This is a genomic window from Enterobacter sp. T1-1 (assembly GCF_000710795.1).
Lineage (GTDB): Bacteria > Pseudomonadota > Gammaproteobacteria > Enterobacterales > Enterobacteriaceae > Enterobacter > Enterobacter cloacae.
Genome location: NZ_JALW01000004.1, coordinates 70,355 through 96,219, shown reverse-complemented (window position 1 = coordinate 96,219; position 25,865 = coordinate 70,355). Strand labels below are relative to the sequence as shown.

22 protein-coding genes and 1 tRNA gene are annotated in these 25,865 nt (G+C 53.3%); 16 read left to right on the top strand and 7 right to left on the bottom strand.

Features of this window, described 5'->3' with window-relative positions; all coding sequences use genetic code 11:
• Window positions 1–3 precede the first annotated feature (3 nt).
• Together trmH and recG are read left to right on the top strand one after the other, a co-directional pair.
• Window positions 4–693 (top strand): tRNA (guanosine(18)-2'-O)-methyltransferase TrmH, encoded by a 690-nt coding sequence (gene trmH, locus AK59_RS1000000125100; protein WP_020686483.1) that lies wholly within the window; start codon window positions 4–6, stop codon window positions 691–693.
• Window positions 694–696: 3 nt separating this feature from the next.
• Window positions 697–2,778 (top strand): ATP-dependent DNA helicase RecG, encoded by a 2,082-nt coding sequence (gene recG, locus AK59_RS0101885; protein WP_014830141.1) that lies wholly within the window; start codon window positions 697–699, stop codon window positions 2,776–2,778.
• A 2-nt stretch (window positions 2,779–2,780) separates the two neighbouring features.
• On the opposite strand, the gene gltS is transcribed toward recG, so the two are convergent.
• Complete coding sequence (gltS, locus tag AK59_RS0101880) at window positions 2,781–3,983, bottom strand: sodium/glutamate symporter (protein WP_013094878.1); 1,203 nt, start codon at window positions 3,981–3,983, stop codon at window positions 2,781–2,783.
• Window positions 3,984–4,208: 225 nt separating this feature from the next.
• On the opposite strand from gltS, the gene xanP reads away from it, so the two are divergent.
• Entirely contained in the window at window positions 4,209–5,600 is a 1,392-nt protein-coding gene (gene xanP, locus AK59_RS0101875; RefSeq protein ID WP_014830139.1) for a xanthine/proton symporter XanP, read from the top strand.
• Between the two features lie 119 nt (window positions 5,601–5,719).
• Window positions 5,720–7,423: an AsmA family protein gene (locus AK59_RS0101870; RefSeq protein WP_029881892.1), complete on the top strand. Its 1,704-nt coding sequence runs from the start codon at window positions 5,720–5,722 to the stop codon at window positions 7,421–7,423.
• 60 nt (window positions 7,424–7,483) lie between these two features.
• Here AK59_RS0101870 and yicI read toward each other — a convergent pair whose 3' ends face one another.
• Entirely contained in the window at window positions 7,484–9,802 is a 2,319-nt protein-coding gene (gene yicI / locus AK59_RS0101865) for an alpha-xylosidase (RefSeq protein WP_029881891.1), read from the bottom strand.
• Between the two features lie 328 nt (window positions 9,803–10,130).
• Here yicI and AK59_RS0101860 point away from each other — a divergent pair.
• The 6 genes from AK59_RS0101860 to AK59_RS0101830 all read left to right on the top strand — a co-directional run bounded on the left by AK59_RS0101860 (window position 10,131) and on the right by AK59_RS0101830 (window position 15,070).
• A tRNA-Sec gene (locus AK59_RS0101860) sits at window positions 10,131–10,225 on the top strand.
• A gap of 153 nt (window positions 10,226–10,378) precedes the next feature.
• The gene (locus AK59_RS0101855; RefSeq protein ID WP_029881890.1) at window positions 10,379–12,748 is read left to right on the top strand and encodes an ATP-binding protein; all 2,370 of its coding nucleotides are present in this window, start codon (window positions 10,379–10,381) and stop codon (window positions 12,746–12,748) included.
• A 299-nt stretch (window positions 12,749–13,047) separates the two neighbouring features.
• The gene (locus AK59_RS0101845) at window positions 13,048–13,344 is read left to right on the top strand and encodes a SymE family type I addiction module toxin (RefSeq protein ID WP_029881889.1); all 297 of its coding nucleotides are present in this window, start codon (window positions 13,048–13,050) and stop codon (window positions 13,342–13,344) included.
• 281 nt (window positions 13,345–13,625) lie between these two features.
• A complete protein-coding gene (locus tag AK59_RS0101840) occupies window positions 13,626–14,111 on the top strand; it encodes an Hcp family type VI secretion system effector (protein WP_029881888.1) in 486 nt (161 codons plus the stop codon).
• Window positions 14,112–14,120: 9 nt separating this feature from the next.
• On the top strand, window positions 14,121–14,486 hold the full coding sequence (locus AK59_RS0101835) for a tlde1 domain-containing protein (RefSeq protein WP_072007017.1): 366 nt from the start codon (window positions 14,121–14,123) through the stop codon (window positions 14,484–14,486).
• The gene (locus AK59_RS0101830; RefSeq protein ID WP_231501483.1) at window positions 14,483–15,070 is read left to right on the top strand and encodes a hypothetical protein; all 588 of its coding nucleotides are present in this window, start codon (window positions 14,483–14,485) and stop codon (window positions 15,068–15,070) included. The genes AK59_RS0101835 and AK59_RS0101830 overlap by 4 nt, the downstream gene beginning before the upstream one ends.
• 38 nt (window positions 15,071–15,108) lie before the next feature.
• Here the strand turns inward: AK59_RS0101830 and AK59_RS0101825 are convergent, their stop codons facing one another.
• The 5 genes from AK59_RS0101825 to AK59_RS0101805 all read right to left on the bottom strand — a co-directional run bounded on the left by AK59_RS0101825 (window position 15,109) and on the right by AK59_RS0101805 (window position 19,122).
• On the bottom strand, window positions 15,109–15,546 hold the full coding sequence (locus AK59_RS0101825; RefSeq protein WP_029881885.1) for a GNAT family N-acetyltransferase: 438 nt from the start codon (window positions 15,544–15,546) through the stop codon (window positions 15,109–15,111).
• Between the two features lie 90 nt (window positions 15,547–15,636).
• Complete coding sequence (locus AK59_RS0101820; RefSeq protein ID WP_029881884.1) at window positions 15,637–16,635, bottom strand: class I SAM-dependent methyltransferase; 999 nt, start codon at window positions 16,633–16,635, stop codon at window positions 15,637–15,639.
• Window positions 16,636–16,720: 85 nt separating this feature from the next.
• Window positions 16,721–17,608: a GlxA family transcriptional regulator gene (locus AK59_RS0101815; protein ID WP_029881883.1), complete on the bottom strand. Its 888-nt coding sequence runs from the start codon at window positions 17,606–17,608 to the stop codon at window positions 16,721–16,723.
• A gap of 238 nt (window positions 17,609–17,846) precedes the next feature.
• Window positions 17,847–18,329 (bottom strand): hypothetical protein, encoded by a 483-nt coding sequence (locus AK59_RS0101810; RefSeq protein ID WP_013094867.1) that lies wholly within the window; start codon window positions 18,327–18,329, stop codon window positions 17,847–17,849.
• A gap of 1 nt (window position 18,330) precedes the next feature.
• On the bottom strand, window positions 18,331–19,122 hold the full coding sequence (locus AK59_RS0101805; RefSeq protein WP_029881882.1) for a winged helix-turn-helix domain-containing protein: 792 nt from the start codon (window positions 19,120–19,122) through the stop codon (window positions 18,331–18,333).
• Between the two features lie 710 nt (window positions 19,123–19,832).
• Here AK59_RS0101805 and AK59_RS0101800 point away from each other — a divergent pair.
• The 6 genes from AK59_RS0101800 to AK59_RS0101775 are packed head-to-tail and all read left to right on the top strand — an operon-like array spanning window position 19,833 to window position 25,865.
• Complete coding sequence (locus tag AK59_RS0101800; RefSeq protein ID WP_029881881.1) at window positions 19,833–20,435, top strand: LuxR C-terminal-related transcriptional regulator; 603 nt, start codon at window positions 19,833–19,835, stop codon at window positions 20,433–20,435.
• Window positions 20,436–20,487: 52 nt separating this feature from the next.
• Window positions 20,488–21,072, top strand: a complete 585-nt coding sequence (locus AK59_RS0101795) for a fimbrial protein (protein ID WP_013094864.1) — start codon at window positions 20,488–20,490, stop codon at window positions 21,070–21,072.
• A gap of 53 nt (window positions 21,073–21,125) precedes the next feature.
• Window positions 21,126–21,803: a fimbrial biogenesis chaperone gene (locus tag AK59_RS0101790; protein WP_023621016.1), complete on the top strand. Its 678-nt coding sequence runs from the start codon at window positions 21,126–21,128 to the stop codon at window positions 21,801–21,803.
• Window positions 21,804–21,826: 23 nt separating this feature from the next.
• Complete coding sequence (locus AK59_RS0101785) at window positions 21,827–24,349, top strand: fimbria/pilus outer membrane usher protein (RefSeq protein ID WP_032618349.1); 2,523 nt, start codon at window positions 21,827–21,829, stop codon at window positions 24,347–24,349.
• On the top strand, window positions 24,340–24,855 hold the full coding sequence (locus AK59_RS0101780; protein WP_023621018.1) for a fimbrial protein: 516 nt from the start codon (window positions 24,340–24,342) through the stop codon (window positions 24,853–24,855). The genes AK59_RS0101785 and AK59_RS0101780 overlap by 10 nt, the downstream gene beginning before the upstream one ends.
• Window positions 24,855–25,865: a fimbrial protein gene (locus tag AK59_RS0101775; protein ID WP_029881879.1), complete on the top strand. Its 1,011-nt coding sequence runs from the start codon at window positions 24,855–24,857 to the stop codon at window positions 25,863–25,865. Before AK59_RS0101780 ends, AK59_RS0101775 begins: the two co-directional genes overlap by 1 nt.

The following is a 25,865-nucleotide window of genomic DNA, read 5'->3' as shown; positions in this document are numbered from 1 at the left end:
TTTATGAATGCACAACGTTATGCACGTATCTGCGAAATGCTCGCCAGGCGTCAGCCTGATCTGACGGTCTGCATGGAGCAGGTCCATAAACCTCATAACGTCTCTGCCATTGTCCGTACCGCAGACGCCGTCGGCGTGCATGAAGTGCACGCCGTCTGGCCCGGTGCCCGCATGCGCACCATGGCGTCGACAGCCGCAGGCAGTAACAGCTGGGTGTCCGTCAAAACCCATCAGACCATCGGAGAAGCCGTATCGCACCTGAAAGGTCGCGGTATGCAGATTCTTGCCACCAACCTGTCTGCCAAAGCGGTCGATTTCCGCGAGATCGACTACACCCGCCCGACCTGTATTTTGATGGGTCAGGAGAAAACCGGGATCACTCAGGAAGCGCTGGATCTGGCGGATCAGGACATCATCATCCCCATGATCGGCATGGTGCAGTCCCTGAATGTCTCTGTGGCCTCCGCGCTCATTCTGTATGAAGCCCAGCGCCAGCGTCAGAACGCCGGTATGTACGAGCGCAGCAACAGCATGCTGCCGGAAGACGAACAGCAGCGCCTGCTGTTTGAAGGCGGTTATCCGGTGCTGGCTCGTGTTGCAAAGCAGAAAAAATTGCCCTACCCCCACGTCAATGCGCAGGGCGAAATTGAAGCCGATGCCGGGTGGTGGGCCACCATGCAGTACGCAGGGTAACCGATGAAAGGCCGCCTGCTGGATGCCATCCCGCTCAATAGCCTGACGGGCGTGGGCGCGGCACAAAGCAGTAAACTGGGCAAAATTGGCCTGCACACCGTGCAGGATCTCCTGCTCCACCTCCCCCTGCGTTATGAAGACCGCACGCAACTTTATAAGATTGGCGATCTGCTGCCCGCGATTTACGCCACCGTTGAGGGCGAGGTGCTGAACTGCAACATCACCTTTGGCGGCCGCCGGATGATGACCTGTCAAATCAGCGATGGCACCGGCATTCTCACCATGCGCTTTTTCAACTTCAACGCGGCGATGAAAAACAGCCTTGCGACGGGCCGCCGGGTGCTGGCATATGGCGAAGCCAAACGCGGGAAATATGGCGCAGAGATGATCCACCCGGAGTACCGCGTGCAGGGCGATCTCAGCACGCCGGAGCTGCAGGAGACGCTCACTCCGGTCTACCCGACAACGGAAGGTATCAAGCAGGCGACGCTGCGTAAGCTCACCGACCAGGCCCTGGAGTTACTCGATACCTGCGCCATCACCGAACTGCTACCGCCTGAGCTGGCGCAGGGAATGATGAGCCTGCCGGAAGCGCTGCGTACGCTGCATCGCCCGCCGCCCACGCTGCAGCTCAGCGATTTAGAAAGCGGCAAACACCCCGCCCAACGGCGTCTTATCCTTGAAGAATTACTGGCGCATAACCTGAGCATGCTGGCGCTGCGCGCCGGTGCGCAGCGTTTTCATGCCCAGCCCTTAAGCCCGCGTGATGAGCTCAAGGATAAGCTGCTGGCCTCCCTGCCGTTTAAACCTACCGGTGCCCAGGCGCGCGTCACCGCCGAGATCGAACGCGATATGGCGCTTGATGTGCCCATGATGCGCCTGGTGCAGGGCGATGTAGGCTCTGGTAAAACGCTGGTTGCTGCCCTGGCAGCCCTGCGCGCCATTGCCCACGGCAAGCAGGTGGCGCTGATGGCGCCGACGGAACTGCTGGCGGAGCAGCACGCGAATAACTTCCGCGCCTGGTTCGCCCCGCTGGGCATTGAGGTGGGCTGGCTTGCCGGAAAACAAAAGGGCAAAGCGCGTCTTGCGCAACAGGACGCCATCGCTCGCGGTGAGGTGCAGATGATTGTCGGCACCCATGCCATCTTCCAGGAGCAGGTGCAGTTTAACGGCCTCGCGCTGGTGATCATCGACGAACAGCACCGCTTTGGCGTGCATCAGCGCCTGGCGCTGTGGGAAAAAGGGCTGCAGCAGGGCTTCCATCCGCACCAGCTGATCATGACCGCCACGCCTATTCCGCGAACCCTGGCGATGACCGCCTACGCCGATCTGGACACCTCCACCATTGACGAGCTGCCGCCGGGCCGTACGCCGGTCACGACGGTGGCCATCCCGGATACCCGCCGCAGCGACATCATCGATCGCGTGCGCAACGCCTGCACCCATGAAGGACGTCAGGCGTACTGGGTCTGCACGCTGATTGAGGAGTCTGACCTGCTTGAAGCGCAGGCCGCAGAAGCAACGTGGGAAGAGCTGAAGCTGGCGCTACCGGAACTGAAGGTGGGCCTGGTGCACGGTCGCATGAAGCCCGCCGAAAAACAGGCCGTCATGCAATCCTTCAAACAGGGCGAGCTGCATTTGCTGGTCGCCACAACGGTGATCGAAGTGGGCGTGGATGTGCCAAACTCCAGCCTGATGATCATCGAAAACCCGGAACGTCTGGGGCTTGCGCAGTTACACCAGCTACGTGGCCGCGTGGGCCGTGGTGCGGTGGCCTCACATTGCGTTCTGCTCTACAAAGCCCCGCTCTCAAAAACCGCGCAGATGCGTTTGCAGGTACTGCGTGACAGCAACGACGGATTCGTCATTGCGCAAAAAGACCTGGAGATCCGTGGCCCGGGCGAGCTCCTGGGCACACGTCAGACCGGGAACGCTGAATTCAAAGTGGCAGATTTGCTGCGCGATCAGGCCATGATCCCTGAAGTTCAGCGCCTTGCCCGCCATATTCATGAACGCTACCCCGAACAGGCGGCAGCGTTAATTGAGCGCTGGATGCCGGAAACTGAGCGCTACTCCAACGCCTGATCTCAGGCGAACATCGGCAGCATCAGGTACAGCTTGATCACCAGCGCGTTGACGATATCAATAAAGAATGCCCCAACCATCGGTACCACCAGAAACGCCATGTGCGAAGGCCCGAAACGTTCGGTGATTGCCTGCATATTGGCGATTGCCGTTGGCGTGGCACCCAGACCAAACCCACAGTGCCCCGCCGCCAGCACCGCGGCATCGTAGTTTTTGCCCATCATGCGCCAGGTAACGAACATCGCATAGAGCGCCATAAACAGCGCCTGCACCGCCAGAATGGCTACCATCGGCAGCGCCAGCGACGCCAGTTCCCACAGCTTAAGGCTCATCAGGGCCATCGCCAGGAACAGCGACAGGCAGACGTTACCCAGCACCGAGACCGCACGTTCAAACACGCGATAGAAGCCCATCAGGGCCAGACCATTGCTCAGGATCACCCCGATAAACAGCACACAAACAAAGGTCGGCAGTTCAAAGGCCGTGCCCGCCAGCCATTGCGCAACCACTTTTCCCAGCGTCAGACAGATGGCGATCATGGCGATTGTTTCAATCATCACTAGCGAGGTGATGGTGCGGCCAACGTCCGGCTTTTCGAACGCGGTGGGGACCAGTTCATCGTCCGGTCTGCCGTCCGGCGTGGTGGAGTGCTTCACCAGGTAGCGCGCTACCGGGCCGCCAATCAGACCGCCAAGCACCAGACCAAAGGTCGCGCAGGCCATCGCCACTTCCGTTGCGTTTTCAAAGCCATAGCGCTCGATAAACAGCTTACTCCACGCCGCCCCGGTACCGTGCCCGCCGGACAGAGTGATGGAGCCAGCCAGCAGACCCATCAGCGGATCCAGCCCCAGCAGAGACGCCATACCGATGCCGATGGCGTTTTGCATCAGCAGCAGACCAACCACGACAATCAGAAACACGCCCAGCACCTTACCGCCCGAGCGCAGGCTCGCCAGGTTGGCGTTCAGGCCGATAGTGGCAAAGAAGGCCAGCATCAGCGGATCTTTGAGGGACATATCGAAATCGATTTCCCAGCCCATGCTTTTTTTCAGCACCAGCAGGGCCAGCGCCACCAGCAACCCACCGGCAACAGGTTCAGGAATGGTGTACTTTTTCAGAAAGGAAACACTGTGTACCAGCTTGCGACCAAGCAGAAGAACCAGCGTTGCGGCAACAAGGGTCGACAACGTATCGAGATGAATCATAAGAGGCTCCTGTTATGCGCGTGTTCCATACACACGCGGCGTTATCCTGGGCCGGCTTATGCTCGTCATGAGCTACCGGCGCGAAAAGTGTAATTTTTTTTTCCTCCACGTTGTAGAAAACCTGCTCATACCGGCAGATTTTCTCTCTTTTTTTTGCTGGCAATCGTTTGCTTTTACCAGGTGGTCAGATAAAATGCCCGCTTTTCCACCGTGGGATTACCGTCGATGTCCGTTAACAGCATAGAGTCTCCTGATGCGCAACCGATTGCGCAGAAGCAAAATAGCGAACTGATTTACCGTCTTGAAGACCGCCCACCGCTTCCGCAGACGCTCTTCGCTGCCTGCCAGCATCTTCTGGCCATGTTTGTTGCGGTGATCACCCCGGCGCTGTTGATCTGTCAGGCGCTGGGTTTACCGGCTCAGGATACGCAGCACATCATCAGCATGTCCCTCTTCGCCTCCGGCGTAGCCTCAATTATTCAAATTAAAGCCTGGGGTCCGGTGGGGTCTGGCTTGCTGTCGATTCAGGGTACCAGTTTTAACTTTGTGGCACCGCTGATCATGGGCGGTACGGCGTTAAAAACCGGCGGGGCGGATGTCCCGACCATGATGGCGGCGCTGTTCGGCACGCTGATGCTGGCCAGCTGCACGGAGATGGTGATCTCCCGTGTTCTGCATCTGGCTCGCCGCGTCATCACCCCGCTGGTCTCGGGCGTGGTGGTGATGATTATCGGTCTGTCGCTGATTCAGGTGGGGCTGACCTCCATCGGTGGGGGCTATGCCGCAATGAGCGATCACACCTTTGGCGCACCAAAAAACCTGCTGCTGGCTGGCGTGGTGCTGGCCATCATTATTCTGCTCAACCGTCAGCGTAACCCGTACCTGCGCGTGGCCTCGCTGGTGATCGCCATGGCGGCCGGTTACCTGCTGGCGTGGGCGCTGGGCATGTTGCCGGAAAACACCGCGCCGACCAACAGCGCGCTGATCACCGTTCCAACGCCACTGTACTACGGCCTGGGCATTGACTGGGGTCTGCTGCTGCCGCTGATGCTGGTCTTTATGATCACCTCCCTGGAGACCATCGGCGATATCACCGCCACCTCCGATGTCTCGGAGCAGCCGGTGTCCGGCCCGCTGTACATGAAGCGTCTGAAAGGCGGCGTGCTGGCAAACGGTCTGAACTCCTTTGTCTCCGCCGTGTTTAATACATTCCCGAACTCCTGCTTCGGGCAGAACAACGGCGTGATCCAGCTGACCGGCGTAGCCAGCCGTTATGTCGGGTTTGTGGTGGCGCTGATGCTGATTGTCCTTGGCCTGTTCCCGGCCGTGAGTGGCTTTGTGCAGCACATCCCTGAGCCGGTTCTGGGCGGAGCAACGCTGGTGATGTTCGGAACTATCGCGGCCTCGGGCGTGCGAATCGTCTCCCGCGAGCCACTGAACCGCCGCGCGATCATGATTATTGCCCTGTCGCTGGCCGTGGGTCTGGGCGTTTCTCAGCAGCCGTTGATCCTGCAGTTTGCCCCGGACTGGGTGAAAAACCTGCTCTCTTCCGGCATCGCCGCTGGCGGTATCACCGCTATCGTACTGAACCTCGTTTTCCCGCCAGAGAAAAACTGATTGTCCTCGCGGCAGGCTGTCAATGCCTGCCGTGACATCTCTTTACACCATTCCCGCCTTGAGCATTGCGCATAAATCGTGCATAACTCCTTTATGTACGTTTCGCGGGAAGGAAGACCATGAAATTTATTGGAAAGCTGCTCGTCTATCTTCTGGTAGCCCTGCTCCTTGTGCTGCTGGCACTCTATTTTCTGCTTCAGACCCGCTGGGGTGCGTCACAGGTCAGCAGTTGGGTAACGGTGAACACCGATTACGAACTCAGTTTCGACCTGATGGACCACCGCTTTTCGTCGCCTTCCCACATCCTTCTGGAAAACGTCACCTTTGGCCGCGACGGTCAGCCCGCCACGCTGGTGGCTAAAAAAGTCGATATTGGTCTTGGCAGCCGACAGCTCACCGATCCACTGCATATGGACACCATCACCCTGGTCGATGGCACGCTGAACCTCTCTCCGCAGACCGCGCCGATGCCCTTCCAGGCAGACCGTCTGCAGTTGAACAACATGGCCTTCAACAGCCCCAACACGGAGTGGGATTTAAGCGCGCAAAAAGTGACGGGCGGCGTCAGTCCGTGGCAGCCAGAAGCGGGTAACGTGCTGGGCAAAAATGCGCAGATCCAGATGAGCGCGGGTTCGCTCACCCTGAACGGGGTACCGGCCACTAACGTGCTGATCCAGGGCCAGCTGAACGGCAAGGAGGTGGTGCTAAACACCATCGGCGCCGATATGGCGCGCGGCTCGCTTACCGGCTCCGCCCTGCGCAACGCCGACGGAAGCTGGGTCATCGACACTATGCGCCTGAACGAGATCCGCCTGCAGAGCGATAAATCGCTGCTGGATTTCTTCGCGCCGCTCAATACCATCCCCTCCTTGCAGATTGGCCGCCTTGAGGTCACCGATGCGCGCCTGCAGGGGCCAGACTGGGCCGTAACCGATCTGGATCTCAGCCTGCGCAACCTGACGCTGAGCAAAGGAGACTGGCAGAGCCAGGACGGGCGTTTATCCATGAATGCCAGCGAATTTATTTACGGCTCGCTGCATCTGTTCGACCCGATCCTGAATGCGGAATTCTCTCCGCAGGGCGTGGCGCTGCGCCAGTTCACCTCCCGCTGGGAAGGGGGCATGGTGCGCACCTCCGGCAACTGGCTGCGCGACGGTAAAGCGCTGGTACTGGACGATGTCGCCGTCGCCGGGCTGGAGTACACCCTGCCGCAGAACTGGAAAACGCTGTGGATGGATCCGCTGCCGGAATGGCTGAACAGCGTGACGCTGAAGAAATTCGGCCTGAGCCGCAACCTGGTGATCGACATTGATCCCGCGTTCCCGTGGCAGATCACCTCTCTTGATGGTTATGGGGCTAACCTGCAGCTGGCGCAGGACCACAAATGGGGCGTATGGGGCGGCAGCGCCACGCTAAACGGCGCAGCAGCCACCTTTAACCGCGTGGACGTGCGACGCCCGTCGCTGGCGCTGAACGCTAACGCCGCCACGGTCAATATCACCGATCTGAGCGCCTTTACCGAGAAAGGCATTCTGGAAGCCACCGCGACGGTTTCTCAGCTTGCGCAACGACAGACCACGGTGAGCCTGAACGGGCGCGGCGTGCCGCTCAACATCCTGCAGCAGTGGGGCTGGCCCGCGCTGCCGGTGAGCGGCGACGGCAATATTCAGCTGACTGCCAGCGGGAGTGTGCAGGCGAATGCCCCGCTGAAGCCAACGGTAAATGGCAAGCTGAGCGCGGTAAATATGGATAAACAGCAGGTTCAGCAGACCATGACGGGTGGTGTAGTTTCAACACCACCCTCACCCCAGCCCTCTCCCTGAAAGGGAGAGGGAGTAAACCATTCCCTCGCCCCTTTGGGGAGAGGGTTAGGGTGAGGGGAATTAAAGGTGAACCACCACCTCATCCCCCTCCGCGTTCACCACCACGCCCCACTCGCTTCCCGCGTATGAGCCACCTTTCACACCACTCACCTTCTGCACGTTGCGCAAGCATACCGACCAGTTCCGCGCTTCACCCGCGCCGGTAAGGGTCACAGTGTCGCCCTTGCGTGACGCCTTCAGCGTAAATACCACCGAACCGTCAGCCGCAGGCACCTCGCTCACTGCCGTTGCGCCCTCATCCAGGTTAAACAGCTGGAAGGCCGTGCCCTCATTCCAGGCGTAGTCCGGTTTGTGCTTGTTGTTACCGAGCGCCAGCAAGGTGTTGTCGCGCACATAAACCGGCAGGCTCATGAAATCGTGCTGCTGCTTATGCCAGCGACAGCCCTGAAGCTCATCGTTGTGCCACAAGTGCGTCCAGCGACCTTCCGGCAGGTAAAACTGCACCTCACCCGCCTCGGAGAACACCGGCGCCACCATCAAGGCATCCCCCAGCATGTACTGACGGTCGAGATAGTCACACGCCGGATCGTCCGGGAACTCCAGCATCATCGCCCGCAGCATCGGCGTGCCGCACTCCCGTGCCAGCGCCGCCTGACGATAGAGGTACGGCATCAGCTGGCATTTCAGCTGCGTAAAGTGGCGCACCACGTCGCAGGACTCATCATCGTACGCCCACGGCACCCGGTAGGATTTGCTGCCATGCAGGCGGCTGTGGCTGGAGAACAGCCCGAACGCGCACCAGCGTTTGTAGACGTGCGCCGGGGCGGTGTTTTCGAACCCGCCGATATCGTGGCTCCAGAACCCGAAGCCGGACAGACCAATCGACAGCCCGCCGCGCAGGCTTTCCGCCATGGATTCATAGTTGGCATAGCAGTCGCCGCCCCAGTGCACCGGGAACTGCTGTGCGCCGACGGACGCCGAGCGAGCAAACAGCACCGCCTCCTCCTCGCCTACCGTCTCTTTCAGCACGTTCCACACCAGCGCGTTATAGATGAAGGCGTAATGGTTGTGCATCTTCTGCGGATCGGAACCGTCGAACCACTGCACATCCGTCGGGATACGCTCGCCGAAATCGGTTTTGAAGCAGTCCACGCCAATCTCCACCAGGCCCTTCAGCTTGTCGGCGTACCACCGGCACGCGTCCGGATTAGTGAAGTCGTAAATCGCCAGCCCGGGCTGCCATTTGTCCCACTGCCACACGCTGCCATCCGGGCGCTTCAGCAGATAGCCCTTCTCTTTCAGCTCGTTAAACACTGGTGATTTCTGGCCGATGTACGGGTTGATCCACACGCAGACCTTCAGCCCTTTCTCTTTCAGGCGGCGGATCATCCCTTCTGGGTCCGGGAAGGTCACCGGGTCCCACTCAAAATCACACCACTGGAAGGCCTTCATCCAGAAGCAGTCAAAATGGAAGACGTGTAGCGGCAGGTCACGTTTGGCCATGCCGTCGATGAAGCTGTTCACCGTTGCTTCGTCGTAGTTAGTGGTAAACGAGGTGGTGAGCCACAGGCCGAAGGACCACGCTGGCGGCAGCGCCGGACGACCGGTGAACTGCGTGTAGCGGTCCAGGACCGCTTTTGGCGTCGGGCCGTCGATCACAAAATACTCCAGATATTCGCCCTCGACGCTGAACTGTACTTTGGAGACCTTCTCCGAGCCGATTTCAAACGACACATTTTCCGGATGGTTGACCAGCACGCCGTAGCCGCGGTTGGTGAGATAGAACGGAATATTTTTGTAGGACTGCTCGGTGCTGGTGCCGCCGTCGCGGTTCCAGGTATCGACCTGCTGACCGTTGCGCACCAGGGCGGTAAAGCGCTCACCGAGGCCATAAACTGTTTCCCCGACGCCCAGATCCAGACGTTCGAACAGATAGTTGCGATTCGTGTTGCTGTCCTGCACGTAGCCGTTGTTTTTCAGCTCGCTGCCGGTGATCCGCTGGCCGTTACGCAGAAAATCGAGCGCCCAGAATTCGCCTTTGGTGACGCGCACGCTGAGATTCCCGCTTTTCAGCTCGGCGTATTCGGCGTTATTTACCGTCTCGACCCTTACGTCCTTCAGCACGTTGAGCGGATAGTGCGGGCCTTTGTCCTGCGCCCCCTGGAAGTGCTCGATGCGCACCCCGACAATCCCTTCCTGCGGTGCGAAGAGCCGCAAGGTGAACATCAACGTATCGAGTTGCCACGCGCGTTCCCGGACGTCGCGCGGTGCCACATACACCACCAGGTCATTGCCCTGCTGCTCCACATCGAACACCTGGACCGGATACGTCACGGTCAGGCCAGGTTGAATAAGCCAGTTTCCATCACTGATTTTCATACTTTCGTCCTCCTGGTTCTGTAATCCTTTGCTGGCCGTCAGGTGCCTGCCGTGTGGCGATACGGGCACTGAGACCGGTTACAGAGGTTTTAAACCATTGTTTCAGGAGCGAGTATTGCGTTTTCTGGTTAGCAAATTACGTTTCTTGTTTTTTGTGATCGGGGTAAATGTCGCGGAGCACGAAATGCTAACCTGAGGATTTTCTTAAGAATTAACTGAAATGGGGGTGTTCAGGTCAAAAGAGAGGTGAAAAAAGTGTGTCGGGGTATGTGGTAAATGTCTGAAAGTAGCTATAATGCGCCCCGCCTCCATGTAGCAATGCAGGCGCGGAAGATCGTCATCTCCGGTGAGGTGGCTGGACTTCAAATCCAGTTGGGGACGCCAGCGTTCCCGGGCAGGTTCGACTCCTGTGATCTTCCGCCAAAATTCATATATACCATTTGTAAAATTGCTTCTCTTATCCGTAGAATTCATACACTATCCGGCTGTAGCATTATCAATCAGTATTCATTTTAAAACATAAATGAAGCATCTTTTTCATCCGCAGATGGCCTAAAATTATTATAAGGAATTGTTATGTATATTACTAAAGCTCAGGAAGATAAGCTCCAATGGATCATTAAAAATAGTGAGGTAGCGCTTAGAAGCTTTATATCAGACATCATTATAAGGTCATACCCTACCCCTCTGGAGTTCAAGGCTCAGCTTCAAAAAATAACTATTACTGACGATGTGATATTTTCAAGAAGATTGAATGCCAAAATCAATGACCTCACTAAAAATCATGAATCTATACACAATGAAATATTGACATGCGAAACAAGTTATCGCACAAAAAAATATAACAACAACGTACCTTATGTTTCTTCTTTAATTGATTTAATCATGGTGTTTTTTAACAGGAATTTTTCTAACGAATCATTAATAAAGAAATTCCCTTCTGTCGAAGACTTTCACTATTCATGTTCCTTATACCATAAACTGAGAAATAACTTCTCGCATCCAGCTTCATATCTCACGCCTATTTCTGATGCCAATAAAACTTTGACATTTGTTGAACATATGTTGACGGGGCTAGAGGATAAATATTACTGGTACTGTGCCAAAAATGAAGTCGAAAGACAAATAAAAGAATATAAATCAATAAATTACAACGATGACAGAATCACAAATAATCTTAGCATTGCAAAAGCATCACATAAAGTATTAATAGGTAGAGATGAAGAGTTATCAACATTATATAAATCTATATTAGGTGATGATAATTCAATCCGTTTAGCTGGTTCAGTCGTATTATACGGATATGGAGGAGTGGGTAAAACTGCATTAACGCTTGAATTTTTACAAAAATTATTAAAAGATAAGAAAGATGGTAAATATAATAAAATTGATTTTATTCTTTTTTATTCCAGCAAGGACGAATATTTAAAAAGCAATCATTCAACCGGTGAACTATATATTGACGATAGGAAGCCAGAATTTAAAAGCTTTAATGAATTACAAGATTTAATTAAAAAAGATTTAAAAGTTGATAATTTTAATTTGATTGAAGAACAGTATTCCGGGGGGATAATTGCTATAGATAATATTGAAAACCTTGCAGGAAATGAAAAAGAAGAAATATTTTCTTTCATAAAGAGAATGCCTAGGACTATACAGTTTATTATAACCTCGAGAAATGAGGAACCCTGTGAAGAGAAAATAAATATCCAAGAATTCATTACTAATGATAAAGGAAGAAAATTTATTCATGATATAATTGATAGTGAAATATTAAACGTTTCATTATCTGATTCACAAACGGATAGGTTACTGGACTTATCCAAGGGTAACTCATTAATTATAATACAGGTATTAAACTCACTTCATCGAAGAGTTGTTGAATTCGATACCATAGTAAATAATCTGGCCTCATATAGCTCAAAAGATGCAGAGATTATTTCAAATTTCATGTACAAAAATACATTTGACAGTGCTTTTACAGCACTAGAACAGAAAAGAATGCCAGTCAGGGATGTTGTTATATTAATAAGCCTTTATAATGAAAAAATAGATCTGTACTCCGTAGGTAAACTGGCCAAAATTGATATTCCAGTATCTGAAAAGCTATGTAATTCTTTATGCGAGCGTTTAATCCTCAATAAAACAGGGGAATTTTATGAACTAAATGAATTTGCTAAAAGATTTGTTTTTATTAAATTAATGCCCGATCGTTTCCAACTCGCTGACTTAAAAGATAAAATTAGGACTCATAAAGAAAAAATAAAGCGAACCCTTACTGATGTTGACACTACTTTAAGTGCCAACAAAAGATTAAGAGATAACGTTAATGAATGGCAACCTAAAAATTATATTGACAAAATAATTATAGCCCAAACTTTTGACCTTTATGGTAAAGCAAAAAGTTGTATGCTACGGAACGATAAAACAGGCTATGATAAAGTATTAAAAGAAATGCAAGAGCATTCAATGATAACAAATCATCCTTATGTGCCAATACAGTTCGCACGAATTTTAAAAGATGCATATTTAAAATTTCATAAAAATAATAATGATATCCTTGATATTATTGAAAAAAATTATGAACAAGCTATCGAGTCTATTGAATATGACTACAGATATTTGATAAACACTAATGCATATTACTCACTTTTAATGTTATATGGGATTTTCCTGTGTGAAAGAAGAAATTCATATAGTAGAGCTATTCGTTATTTAGAAGATGCAAGGGATGGATTTGAAAAAACTCAGATAGAACCATGGTTTATATGTTCTAATTATTTATCAAAGTCATACCTCAAATTATTTGAGGAAACTAACAATGGAGCATATCGGGATCAGCTTATTAAAACCTTTAATAATGTAAAATCAATACCATTGCGACGGCCCTCAAAAAAAATGGACCTTTCAAGGTATATAAAACAATATTCAGAATTCGTTATATAACATTACTGACAATTTTGTTAACCTTTCGGAATAATATTTTTTCTTTAGAAAAGCCTTCCTCGCCAGCTCCTTCAACCAACTGGCGAGGCTCACCCCTTCCTCAGCCGCCACGGTATCCAACCGCTCCTTCAATGCCAGATCAATACACATCTTAAATTGCGGGGACTGCTCACCGCTTTTTGGTTTTTTCGCGCGATATGATTGACATGAGGCCACCTAAACCTCCTCTACTAGCAACGCTCCGATGTGCGGGGTCACAACAGGAGCGCCTAACCTCACAAACTATCAAGGAGTTGATTATGGCTGATTCGCATTCTACCCCAGACACCGACCAATCCGGAACCGAGCGTTCGTTAATTGTGGGATACCGCTCGAATGTTTTCGACAAATCCACGCCCAATATCATTCTGTCTGGCAAATGGCCACGCGCGGCAGGGTTTGAAACCGGACATCAGGTGACCGTCAAAGTGATGAAAGGGTGCATTGTTCTGGTGGCATATAACGAGCAGGAGCAGAGGTTGCAGAATGATTACAAACGTACAAAAGCAAAGTTATCCCAGATCGAGAATACGCTAGCGAGTCTGCAATTATCATAACGTTTCCCCTATAACCCATCTGGCTGCGTCAAGGCAGCCAGCATAACAAAATTTATGTAATGCCAGTTATTGCCCACAATATTTAAAAAGGATCTTACCCAACTTGTAACACGGGCTTACAAGTTCTTTATTAAAGGGATTTATACAAAATATTAATACTTAGGAACAATAAGTTCCTCCTACATTATCAATAGTTTATTCATATCTCTTTTTCCGATGAAAATCACATTTTAAGGAAACAATGCAGAGTATTTTGGCTCAATCTATCGAAGGAGATTGAGATGGCTATACCTGTTTACTTATGGCTTGAGGATGATACAGGCCGAAAAATTAAAGGGTCTGTCGACGTAAAAAATCGCGAAGGTTCAATAGAAGTGATTGAGTTTATGCATTCTGTCGAACAACCTATTGATAAATTTTCCGGAAAAATAACAGCAAAACGTATTTGTAGTACCTATGCATTCATGAAAGAAATTGATTCCTCATCCTCTTATCTATACAAAGCCTTGAGCACAGGACAAACGCTAAAAAAGGCAGAATTTATATTTTACAGGATCAACTATAATGGGCTAGAGGAGGCTTACTTTAAGACTATTTTAGAAAATGCAAGAGTGGTACAAATTGAACCTATTATGTTTGATATTAAACACCCACGTAATGAACGCTATACACACCATGAATATGTAGATTTAACATATGAAAAAATAACATGGCACTACATTGATGGAAACATTATACATACTGACACATGGAAAGAGCGCGCTTAGGGAGAAAGTATGTCCTGGGAATATGATGTAAAAGAGCACAAATTTTACCTAAATGGTGTATATCAGTTTGATGCGGATTATGCAGGAGCAAGTGGTTACAAAAACGATCCTTCGCAAGAATGTGTCAAAAACAGCGGACCTCTTCCCAGAGGAACCTACACAATTGGTTCACCCCATAATTCAGCGCATACTGGAAAATATACTCTCAGCCTTACGCCATACTCGACAAATGATATGTGCGGTAGGGATGCATTTAAAATTCATGGTAAAAGCAGTTTGCACCCGGATGATTCTTCAGAAGGTTGCATCATTGCTCCTCTGAGTGCCCGGAGGAGTATCTGGAAAAGCAACGATACGGTACTGATTGTCAAATGAAGCGTTTATTTTGTTTATTACCATTACTGGTTGCAGTCAGTCCGCATGTCTTAGCAACTGAAATGACTGGCTTCGCAACCCAGTATGACGACGAAGACGGAACGCTGACGGAAATTTCAACAACAATGCCCCTATCTCCCACTATCACTATCGGTATGAAAATCGTTCAGATGGAGGTAACTCACCTATCAGATATAGCCAAAACTCCTGTTAAGAAAGGCAGTTCCGCACGCTGGGTCTGCCTTCATGACGATGATGGTACTAATTACTGGTTCATTTCAGATAACGAAATGGGTGCAGGATTGCTGACTGCACTAGCTATTGCCCGGGATGGCGTCCATAAAGAGTGTGCAAAAACAACGGAGCATGTCAGCGTATCAGTCGCTAATGTTCCATTGTTAAATGCGACTCATGAGAATTTGGTCAAAGTGTTCGGCAAGAAAGAGATCGCCAAAAACAACGCGATGCTATTTTATCAGGAGACGCCAGTACAGAATGGATTCACCCAGAGCAATACAGTCTCTTATTACTTCAATGGCGAAAAAGTGCGTGGCGTAATCATCGGGCAAATTACCAGTAACTAGCTTGCAGGCTCCCTCTTCTCAGGAAGAGGGAGTCAAGGCTACTCAGCCAACCGCATATGCAACAGCGGAAACGGATTCCCCTGCCCATCAACCTCTGAGCGGCCGACCTGCACAAACCCCATATGGCGATAAAACGCGACGCCCTGCGGGTTTTGCTCATTCACATCCACTTCGTTTACGCCAAACTTTGCGATGGCATAGTGCAGCAGTAATTTCCCCACGCCCTTTCCCCGGCTCACATCATCAACAAACAGCATTTCAATGCGGTTTTCATCCACGCCTAAAAAGCCGTGGATAATACCTGCATCATCGCTGGCCATCACGACGGTGAGATTTGGCAGATACGCGTTGAGCAATAGCGGGCGCAGAGCCGCGATATCGCTTTCCTGTAAAAAGTGATGGGTGGCGCGAACGGAGGATTCCCAGATTGCGACCAGGCGTTCGAAGTGTGAGGGATGTGCGGTTTCTATTTTCATGAGGGGATCATGTTTGGAAAACCGAACTAATGCAAGTCACTCTGTGCGTGCTGCTCCCCCTCAGCCCACAGGGAGAGGGAACCGATCGCGCTAAACCTTCACCTCCATCACCGCGTACACCCCATCCTTTGGCACCACCACGGTGACATTCTCCACCGGCACGCCCGCCGCGAGGTGGATATCCTGCAATTGCTGCAACGACCTGGGATGGATGTCCTCCCAGCCAATACCGCGCAGCACAAAGTCGATCTGCGGGCTGCTGGTCAGCATATTCGACACAATCACCGCCCCGCCGGGCTGCACCAGCCGCAGCGCGCGCTGCAGGAAAGTCACCGCATCGGTATCGCTGAAGTACTCAAATATGCCCAGCGCGTCGACCAGTTCGGCCTGATGCTCACCCAGCTCCAGCAGTAAATCGTCGTTACGCACCAGCGTATGCAGCAGGTTGCGCCTGAGCAGCGTCAGCTGTTCGCCCACAACCAGCCCCTCCTGCGCGGCCATGGTTTCGGCCCAGCTCAGCGTGACGGGGTCTTTATCTACCAGCGTCAGGTACACCTGTTGGCCGTCGAGCTTTGCGTTGCGCAGCGCCTCAAGCACGGGAATGGCCGCCCCGCTGGCCAGGCTCACCCAGTTGTTCTCGCTCTCGTTATGGATGTACTTCTCTACCAGCGCAGCCAGCACTTTTGCGCGGGAGCGCACGCCGATGGCGTCGTTAGCGTGAATAAACCACTGGCGGCTGTCGCTGTCCATTTTCGTGCCTTCGGGGAGGCGGTCCTCCAGCGGATTTTGCACCACAAACAGCGCCAGCGCGGTGGGAACCAGCCGGGCGCGCCACGCGAGAAGCGCAGGCCGGTTGCGAAAAGCCTGTTCGGAGTAACGGTTCTGCGGGACAAGCACCGCCTGCCCGCCCTCTTCGTATTCAATCAGCGGAGGGCGAAGCGCCGGGTCGGCTTTCAGCGCCTGGTTAAGCGCGTTGATCTCCCGGGCAGTCTCGTCTTTCATCGGCCACTGGTCGCTGACATCAGGAAATGAGGCGCTGAAAATGGTCATATTTCCCGGTGCGCTGCCGCGAAAAGGCTGCCAGTTCATGTCATCGTCCCCCCGTTGGGCTTTTAACGGAAGTGTATCCAGGCAAACCAGTAATACCCTACGAAGAAAGCACGAAATCGGGGCATTAGCTCTGCGACGTGCGCCACACCCCAGGCGTACAGCCGTACTCAAGCTGGAAATGACGGATAAAATGGGCGCAGTCGCTAAAGCCCATCCGCCGCGCAATGTCCGTGACGCTTTGCTGCGAGTTCTTCAACAGCCAGCAGGCATAGCGCAGTCTGGCGCTGCGGATAAATTCACGTGCCGTTTTACCAAACTCGGCGTGAAACAGGCGATTTAGCTGACGCTCGCTCAGCTTGACGTCCTGGGCCAGCCCGGCGGCGCTAAGCGGGCGTGTCAGGTACTGTTCGATGATCATGACCGCTCTGCGCAGCCGCGAGTCCGGGATCAGCGCAATATTGGCAGGCCGCGGGGTAGTAACAGCGTGCGGTGAGAGCGATAAACGCCGTGACGTGGTGGCGGCAATATCGTCGCCCGCATGGGCGCGAATCAGCGCCGTGGTTAGCGTCAGCGTCGAGATCCCGCCCGGGCAGGTCAGCACATCGCCTTCATCGATAAAATCCAGCCCCTGCTCGGCATAAACCTGCGGAAACCGTTGCGTGAAGACGTCATAATGATAAGGATGGATCGAGGCGCGCCGTTCATTGAGGATCCCCTCTTCCGCCAGGATAAAGCTCCCGGTGCCAATACCGATCAGCGGAATGGCGTTGTGATGCGCCTCTGCAAGAAATGCCCGGTCGTCCGGGAGCCCCTTATCCAGATCCTCCAGACTTCCGCCAATCACGGCAATATAGTCGTATTCCCCCGGAGTAAGATGCGCGGCTTCAGGCTGCACGCTAATACCGGAGCTGCTGGTGATGGGCAATTCCGCCCGGGTGCTTATCAGACTGAGTTTGAACGCGACTTTCTGTCTGGATTTTTGTACACAGGACGCCGTACGTAACGCCTCCATTAACCCCGATAGGGCTAATAATGAAAAATGGGGCCACAGAAATAAACCGATATGCAGGGGTTTATTTCGTGCAGAACCACGCCTGCATGAGTCATCAGTTAAAGTTTTCATTACCTTGCCAAAAAATATTAATTACATTATCGCAACATATTGTGTTGCTCTTATATTACTCTAAGATATTTCTTAGCGGTTCAATAAAGTATAAATGATGACCACAAAACAGCAACGCTTTTCCCGTTCAGCCCTCCGTTTTTGAGGGGTGGCACACATAGGTCGGTAACGTCCCCAGAATGAATAAATAATTATCATTCTGCTGTTTCTTAATTCGCATATAAATACTCTCGTTGGGGTAGATGAAAAATAACGGTTCGTACTTCTCCAGCCAGCTGTCGCTCACGTCATCATCGGGGAATTTGATATTGCGGACAGATCGCATGTAATAGACATTATCTTTGCGCTCTACCTGAAAGAATATTTTACGATTAAAGGTTTTACCCGGATCGCTCTTCACCCGACCGTTCATGCTGAGCGTACCGTTGTTACCGTCCACCGTATAATTTAGCCACAAGGTCAGTGTCTCTTCAGGATGGTGCTGAATAAAGTTCACCTGACAGGCAAAAGGATGAATGTAATAACGCTGCCACAGATAATAGCCAGCGGCTAACGCCCCCACCAGCAGGCACAAACAGAGCGTTAACAGCGTTTGACGGTAACGAGCCATATTAATGATCCTGAATAAAGTAATCTGACATACAACGGTTTGGTTCCGTCATTGCCCGGTCGCAGCGGATCACCGAAGCACGCGGCAACAGGCTATATCCACTGATATAGATCCAGGGATAACTGCTGCATTCATCTTTAAATGGCGCAGCATAGGCCAGCGCTTTTTCCCTGTCCTGCGGCGTCTCGATATCGCGGGCAAAATAGAGCCGACACTCTCCCATCATTGTCGTGAAGCGGTAACCGTCCACAAAATAGTTGTCATGCGGCCGGCTATAGCTGATGACGCTCACGCTAATGATTAACAGCAGCGCCAGCAGTGCGCCCACCAGCCAGAAGCGTCGTTTCGCAACCGGAGCAACGGGAGTGACAGGAGCCACGGGCTGCGGTACGCCAGCCTCTTCCTGAACGGTCTGGACCGGTGCTTCTGGCTCTGCCGAGGGCAACTGCGCCTCTTTAATCGTAATTTGCGTATCGCTTGCCAGCGTCAGGCCAATACGGGGGATCGTGACGATTGGATCGGTTTCAAACCCGGCTTTTTTCAGCCCCTTACGCAGAATAGAGATATTCTGGTAATAGGTATTCGGCGACACCATCATTCCCCGACGTTGCCAGACAATGTCCATACACTCCTGTTGAGTGACAATACTCCCGGCTCTTTCAATCAATAACAGCAAACAACGTCCGGCAGGCGAGTTTAATACCACCACCTGTTCAGGATTATTGAGGTCGCGTAATGTGCTGGCCGCAGGATGAAACTCGACGATGCCATTAATGATATAATACTTATGCATAAGACTCGTTAAATACCTCCTGTAAACGCCGGTTTAAGGATTAATGTGACCGATAAACCCCCGTCTGTATATCCTGGCGCCTGGCGAAAAATCTTATTTTTATTTTTTCTTAACCGCTTATCTGAAGTTCTCTTAACCGTCTTTTTGGCCATATGAGATCTGGCAAAGCACCTGAAAATGCCTCATGCTACCTTTCCCCACGCGGACTTGACACTGACAAAACTCGACAAAACGGCGAATTGAACGCTTCGGCCATCCGTGTCTGAATTATTCAGAGACCTTTATTCACTTTTTCCGAGGAAACCAGACAAGACGCGGCCTGTAGGCAATTTCAGTCATCTCAAACTCGTCTAAAAGCCCCGTCATAATTAACAGTTTCACCATGAAATTGTTAGCAGAAGTAAGTAACAAGGCGGAATACCTGACATCACCAGACAATTTCCTTACAAAACATTTAGTAAAGCCAACTTTTCATTAAAAAGTGTCGGTATGATTAATTACAGGCAAATATGAGGCAGCCGGTACGGCAGGGAGATAATGAAGAAATCCGTTTAGCTCAACTTAATACAAATTAAGATTAATTCAGATTACCTGTTTCGCACTATCCGTATAGTGACTCCATACCGTGCAATGCTTAATTGCTTCGAAAATACAGGCATCGTTCTGCCAGACGGGCGAGCCTCATTACAATTATAAATCGAGGGAATAACATGGCGAATAAAACCGGAAATAAACGTCATTTAACAACCGCACTGTTGGGAGGCGATCACTTTTCACGTCAGGGGATCGCCGCGGTATTAAAAAACATAGTTCCTGAAATGCAGATAATAGCATCAAGCGATGATTATTCATTAATGGAAACCGTGTGTTCAACCACCCCCGTTGATGTCATTTTTTTATCCGGCACGGAAAAGTATCACGCGGGATTTGATTGCCTGAAATATATAAAAAACATCAAATCCCGCCAGCCTGACGTCCTTATTTGTATGTATTCCGCGCCAGCCAATTCCTGGCTGTGGATACGCGGCGATATAGATGCCTATATCTCGCTGCAGGAGCCACTTTATCACTGGCGAGCCAGCTTATTAAAAATGGTCGATAGCCGATATCGCCCAAAAAAGAAACCCACGGCGTTATCGCTGACGCCGGGCGAATGGCGAGTATTGAAGGATCTGCGAAAAGGTCTGGATATGCGTTATATCGCCGAAACAGAGCAGCTTTCTTACCGCCGCGTCAGCGCGTTAAAAAGCTCAGCGATAAGAAAACTTGGGCTCAGAAATAAGACAGATTTGCTGGTCTTTTTAACCAGTTAGATCTGTCGACCAAGAGCACAACCCGACATAACGACAACATGGAATCAGGACAATGAAAGCTCAATTTAAAACGAAAACACTGCTTGCCGTCGCCGTTGCGGCAGTACTGCCAGCAGGGTCGGCGTTCGCTGCAACCACCAGCGGCGGTACGGTGAACTTCAGCGGCAAGGTGGTGACCTCAGCCTGCGCCATCAGTGCTGGCAGCGCCAACATTGATGTCGACATGGGCGAAGTGCGTACCGCCACGCTAGCCGCGGCAGGCAGTGAAGCCAGCACCGCGAAAGCCTTCTCCATTACCTTGGAAGATTGCGAAATCGCCGATACCTCCGCCTCAACGGAAGACAACCCGATTGCCGCCACCACCGTGGCCGTGACCTTCACCGGTACGCCGGATGCGGCCGATGCCAACAGCCTGGCCGTTGGCGCAAACGGCGGCGCTAACTCGGCGCAGCACGTTGCGATTCGCCTGTACGACGAGCAGGGCAAAGTGGTGAAGCTGGGTGAACCTGCCGCCGCCATTCCTCTGCGTGCGGGGGCCAACACCCTGAACTTCAGCGCGAAATATTACTCACCGCAGGGCAACGCCACGGCGGGTGATGCCAGCGCGGTTGCAACCTACACCGTTACCTACTCGTAATTTTCAGGCCCGGTTCGCTGGCCGGGCCTGACTCAGCTTTAAGGAGACGCACCATGCGCGCAAAAGCAGGGATCTGTCTGGCTATTTCATTATGTTCATCCGCCGCATATGCAGGCGGCGTAGGGCTGGGCGCCACGCGAATGGTTTACTCCAGCACTACCAACCAGTCCATGCTGCAGGTCAGGAACACGCATCCCGACGCCACGTTCCTGATCCAGTCATGGATGGAAAACGAAAAAGGGCAAAAAACCAACGACTTCGTTATTACGCCGCCGCTGTTCGTCATGAAACCGGCCAGCGAAAGCGCGGTGAAAATCATGTTTAACGGTAAAGCCCTGCCAGAGGATCGCGAAACGCTCTACTGGATGACGGTGAAAGCCATCCCGCAGCAGACCAAAAGCGGTTCCGGCAATTCGCTGCAGTTTGCTTCGGCAAACCGCATCAAGGTGTTTTATCGCCCGGAGAGCCTTGGGCAAGGCGCAGGGGACGCCTGGAAAAGCCTGACCGGAGCCTATCGCGGCGGAAAGGTCACGCTCAGCAACCCAACGCCGTACTACCTCACCACCATCAACCTGAAAATCGATGGCATGCCGGTACAACCGGTGATGGTGCCGCCGAAATCCAGCGTAACGCTGGGCGAAACCTTCAGCCACGCCAGCAGCGTGAGCTACCAGACCATTAACGATTATGGCGCATGGACGCCCGCGACACGCGCGGCATTGTCCCAATAATCCCGACTGTGAGGCGTGACCACGTGAAAAGAAAAATCCTGTGTGCCACGGTGATCTCCCTGGTAATTCGGCAGGCCATGGCGGCTGAAAGCGCGTTGCAATTTAACCCTGCGTTCCTCAACGGTGAGAGCGCCAACAGCGCCGATCTCGCCTGGGTCAACGCCGGGAGCGCATTGCCGCCGGGCGATCACAACCTCAACGTGTATATCAATAACAACTATGCGTTTACCGGCAATGTCACGTTCCGCACCGCTGAAAATACAGGGGAAGCCCTGCCATGTCTCACGCCTGAACAGATCGCGGCGCTGGGCATCAACAGCCAGCAGGCGAAAGGCGGCGCACTGCCGCTCGCGCAGCGCTGCATTTTTCTGACGGAGGCGTTTGCCGATACCCGGTTTGATTTTGACCAGCAGTCGCTCTCCCTCAGCTTCACCGTACCGCAGAGCGCGATGCGCAATTTGCCGCGCGGGTATGTCAGCCCGGAAAGCTGGGAAGCGGGCATTCCTGCCGCGTGGCTGAACTATGTGGTAAACGGCTCGAACAATGACTATCAGGGCGAGACGCGCACGCGCGACCAGCAGCTGTTTGCGAGCCTGAACAGCGGCATCAATCTCGGCGCGTGGCGGCTGCGTGATTTCACCACGTGGACCAAAGATACTAACGAACTCACCCACGTGCAGACCTGGCTGCAGCGGGATATTCCCGCCCTGAACGCGCAGGTTTACGCCGGGGAAACGTATACCTCCGCCCAGGTGTTCGACGCCGTGGGCCTGCGCGGCATTGCCCTGAAAACCGATGACAATATGCTGCCTGCCAGCCTGAGCGGCTATGCGCCGGAAGTGCGCGGCATCGCCCGCAGCAACGCCACGGTGACGGTTCGCCAGAACGGCAACATCATTTATCAAACCTCAGTGCCGCCGGGGGCGTTTGTGCTGAAAGATCTCTACCCGACCTCTTCCGGGGGCGATCTCGCGGTCACAATCCAGGAGAACGACGGCAGCCAGACGCAGTACACGCTTCCGTATGCCAGCGTGCCAAACCTGGTGCGTAACGGACAGCTGAAATATGCCCTGGGAGCAGGAAAATATCGTCCGATGGGCCATCAGGATGCGCCCTCTTTCGCGCAGGGCGAGCTGTTCTACGGCTGGCGTTATGGCCTGACGTTTTACGGTGGGGCGCAGTTTGCCGATCGCTATAACGGTCTGGCCTTCGGGATTGGGCAGAACCTGGGGCGCTTTGGCGCGTATTCCATCGACCTGACCCACGCCCGCAGCCAGCTGGCGGACGACCAGCACTACACCGGCGATTCCGTGCGCCTGCGTTACAGCAAGCTGCTGAATGATATCGGCACGCGGGTTAATTTTTTCTCGCTGCGCTACTCAACGAAAGGGTTTTATACCCTGAGCGATACCACGTACAAGGGCATGGCGGGCGGATCCCCAAAGCAGATTGTGGAAGACGATGGCACCGTCACCACCCACTACGACACGGTATATAACCTGCGCATGTCGCGTAAGGCCAAAAACCAGCTGCTGCTGTCACAGCCGATGGGGCAATACGGTTCGCTGTCGCTGTCGTGGGATCAGCAAACCTACTGGAACACGTCGAAAACCACGCAAAGTTTGCAGTTCGCGTGGAATGCCACGTTTCGTAACGTGTCGCTTGGCGTCAGCGTTCAGCGCAGCTCTAGCCTGTATGACGACAAAAAAGATAACGTGCTGGCGATGTCACTTTCGGTGCCGCTGGGCAACCCGGCGCTGTCGACCCGCGCCCGCTTTACCACCACCCATGCAGATTCAACCGGCACTACGGCCAGTACCGGCGTGAGCGGTTATCTGCCGGGCCAGGAGAACCTGTTTTACAGCGTCAACCAGCGCTATAGCGCGCAGCAGCACTACGGCGGCGACGCCACGCTGCAATACGAAGGCGCAAAAGGAGACTACAACCTAGGCTACAGCTACACCCGCTCATCCCGCAACCTCAGCTACGGGATGAGCGGCGGAGCGGTGCTGCATGAAGATGGTCTGACGCTGAGCCAGCCGCTCGGCAACACCAACATTCTGGTGAAAGCCCCGGGCGCCAGCGACGTTGCCGTGCTTAACCACAAGGGTATCAAAACCGACAGCCGGGGCTACGCGGTGATCCCCTACGCCACGCCGTACCGCGTGAACCAGGTCGCGCTGGATGTCACAACCGCAGGTAATGACGTGGAGCTGGAGAATGCCATCGTCAACAAAACGCCGACCGACGGCGCGCTGGTTCGCGCCACCCTTGTCACACGCCAGGGGAAAAAAGCGATGTTTGTCGTGCGCCGCGGCAACGACGTGCTGCCCTTCGGCACGCTGGTCTCACTGAACGATGACAAAACCAGCGGCATCGTCGGCGACGGCGGCAGCCTGTATCTGTCGGGGTTAACCGAGCAGGGCACGTTGAGTGCCGTATGGGGGCGCAACAGCGACCAGCGCTGCACCATCAACTACGCGTTGAATAAGCAGAGCTATAACGCCCGTACCGGGCTCTATTCACAGGAGGTGGTATGTCAGTAACGCTTCGGACGTTCAGCATCGCTTTGCTGATCTTCACGTTCCCGGTTCGCGGCTATGACGTGCTGGTTTCCGTCACCGGGAATTTGATCGGCAACACCTGCGTTGTTGCGGCGGACTCTAAAGAGCAGGACGTTCCGCTGGGTACCATCGGGATTAAACAATTCCCCCGTGCAGGCGCGGTCAGCAATATCAAAACGCCCTTCACGATCAGGCTTGAAGCGTGCGGGCCAACCTTTGCCGGGGTCAAAATCCGCTTCAGCGGCACGCCGGATAACGACAACCCGCAATTGGTGAAAATTGCCGACGGCGGCGCCACCGGCGTGGCGGTGCAGATCCTCGATAAAGACGGCGGGCTGATCCCCCTCGACACGCAAACCACTGCCCGGGGCACGCCGGGCGATGACAGCGTAGAGATGACCTTCTACGCTCGGCTGGCCGCCACGGGCGCGCCGGTGAATGCCGGAGACGTCTCCGCCTTTGCCACCTGGACCACGGAGTATCAATGATGCGTTTATTCTTGTTTATTAGCGGATTACTGCTCTGCGCCAGCGTACAGGCGATGGAATGGAAATCAGATATCACCCTCTCCCCGCAGCCGATGACCTACAGCGGCCCGGCAGATTCGGTGGTGCCGGGGAGCATTATCGGCTCCACCTGGAGCGCCTCCGTCAGCGTACAGGAAGTGTTCTGGTGCGGCTGGGTCTTTACCTGCTCCAAAGGCACGCTGGAGCCGAGCAGCAGCGCGATCTCCAGCGGCACAACGGTCACCGTCGACGGGGTGAACTACACCATTTTTGAAACCGGCGTGCCGGGGGTGGGGTATATCATCGGGCTAAAAGATTTTAACGGCTCGGCCTGGATACCCCTGCAAAGCGGTATTACCCAAAGCTATCCTGCAGAGGGCACCAATGGTTATGCGACCAGTTTAGGCTGGTCTGCCAAGGTGACCTTTATTAAGACCGCGACAGCACTGAAGTCAGGGGTTTACCAGATCCCCACCCTCGAAGCTGCGGTGGTGACCGCCTATAACAACGAGGTCAAAACGGCAAAGGTCATCATTAACCCCACCACCATCACCGTGACGGCGAGCGGCTGTACGGTGGGCACCAAAAGCGCGAACGTCGATCTGGGTACGATCGATATCCGCACGTTGACCGCCGTGGGCAGTACATCGCCTTCGGGTGCGTTTAACGTCAGCCTGACCTGTGACGCGAACGTCGCGGTGAGCGCGGTGATGACCGATCAGACCACGCCGTCAAACACCTCGTCGGTGGTGACGCTGACCGGCGACTCCACCGCGTCCGGCGTAGGGGTGCAGTTTTTCTATAACGGTACCGGCCCGCTGATGATGGGGCCGGACAGCTCGGCGGCGGGCACAACCAATCAGTTCTTTATCCAGAGCACCACTGCGGCACAAACCCTGTCGCTGCCGTTCCAGGCGCAATACATCCGAACCGGCGAACTGGTCCCCGGCTCGGCGAACGCGCTGGCAAGCATTACGTTCTCGTACCAGTAG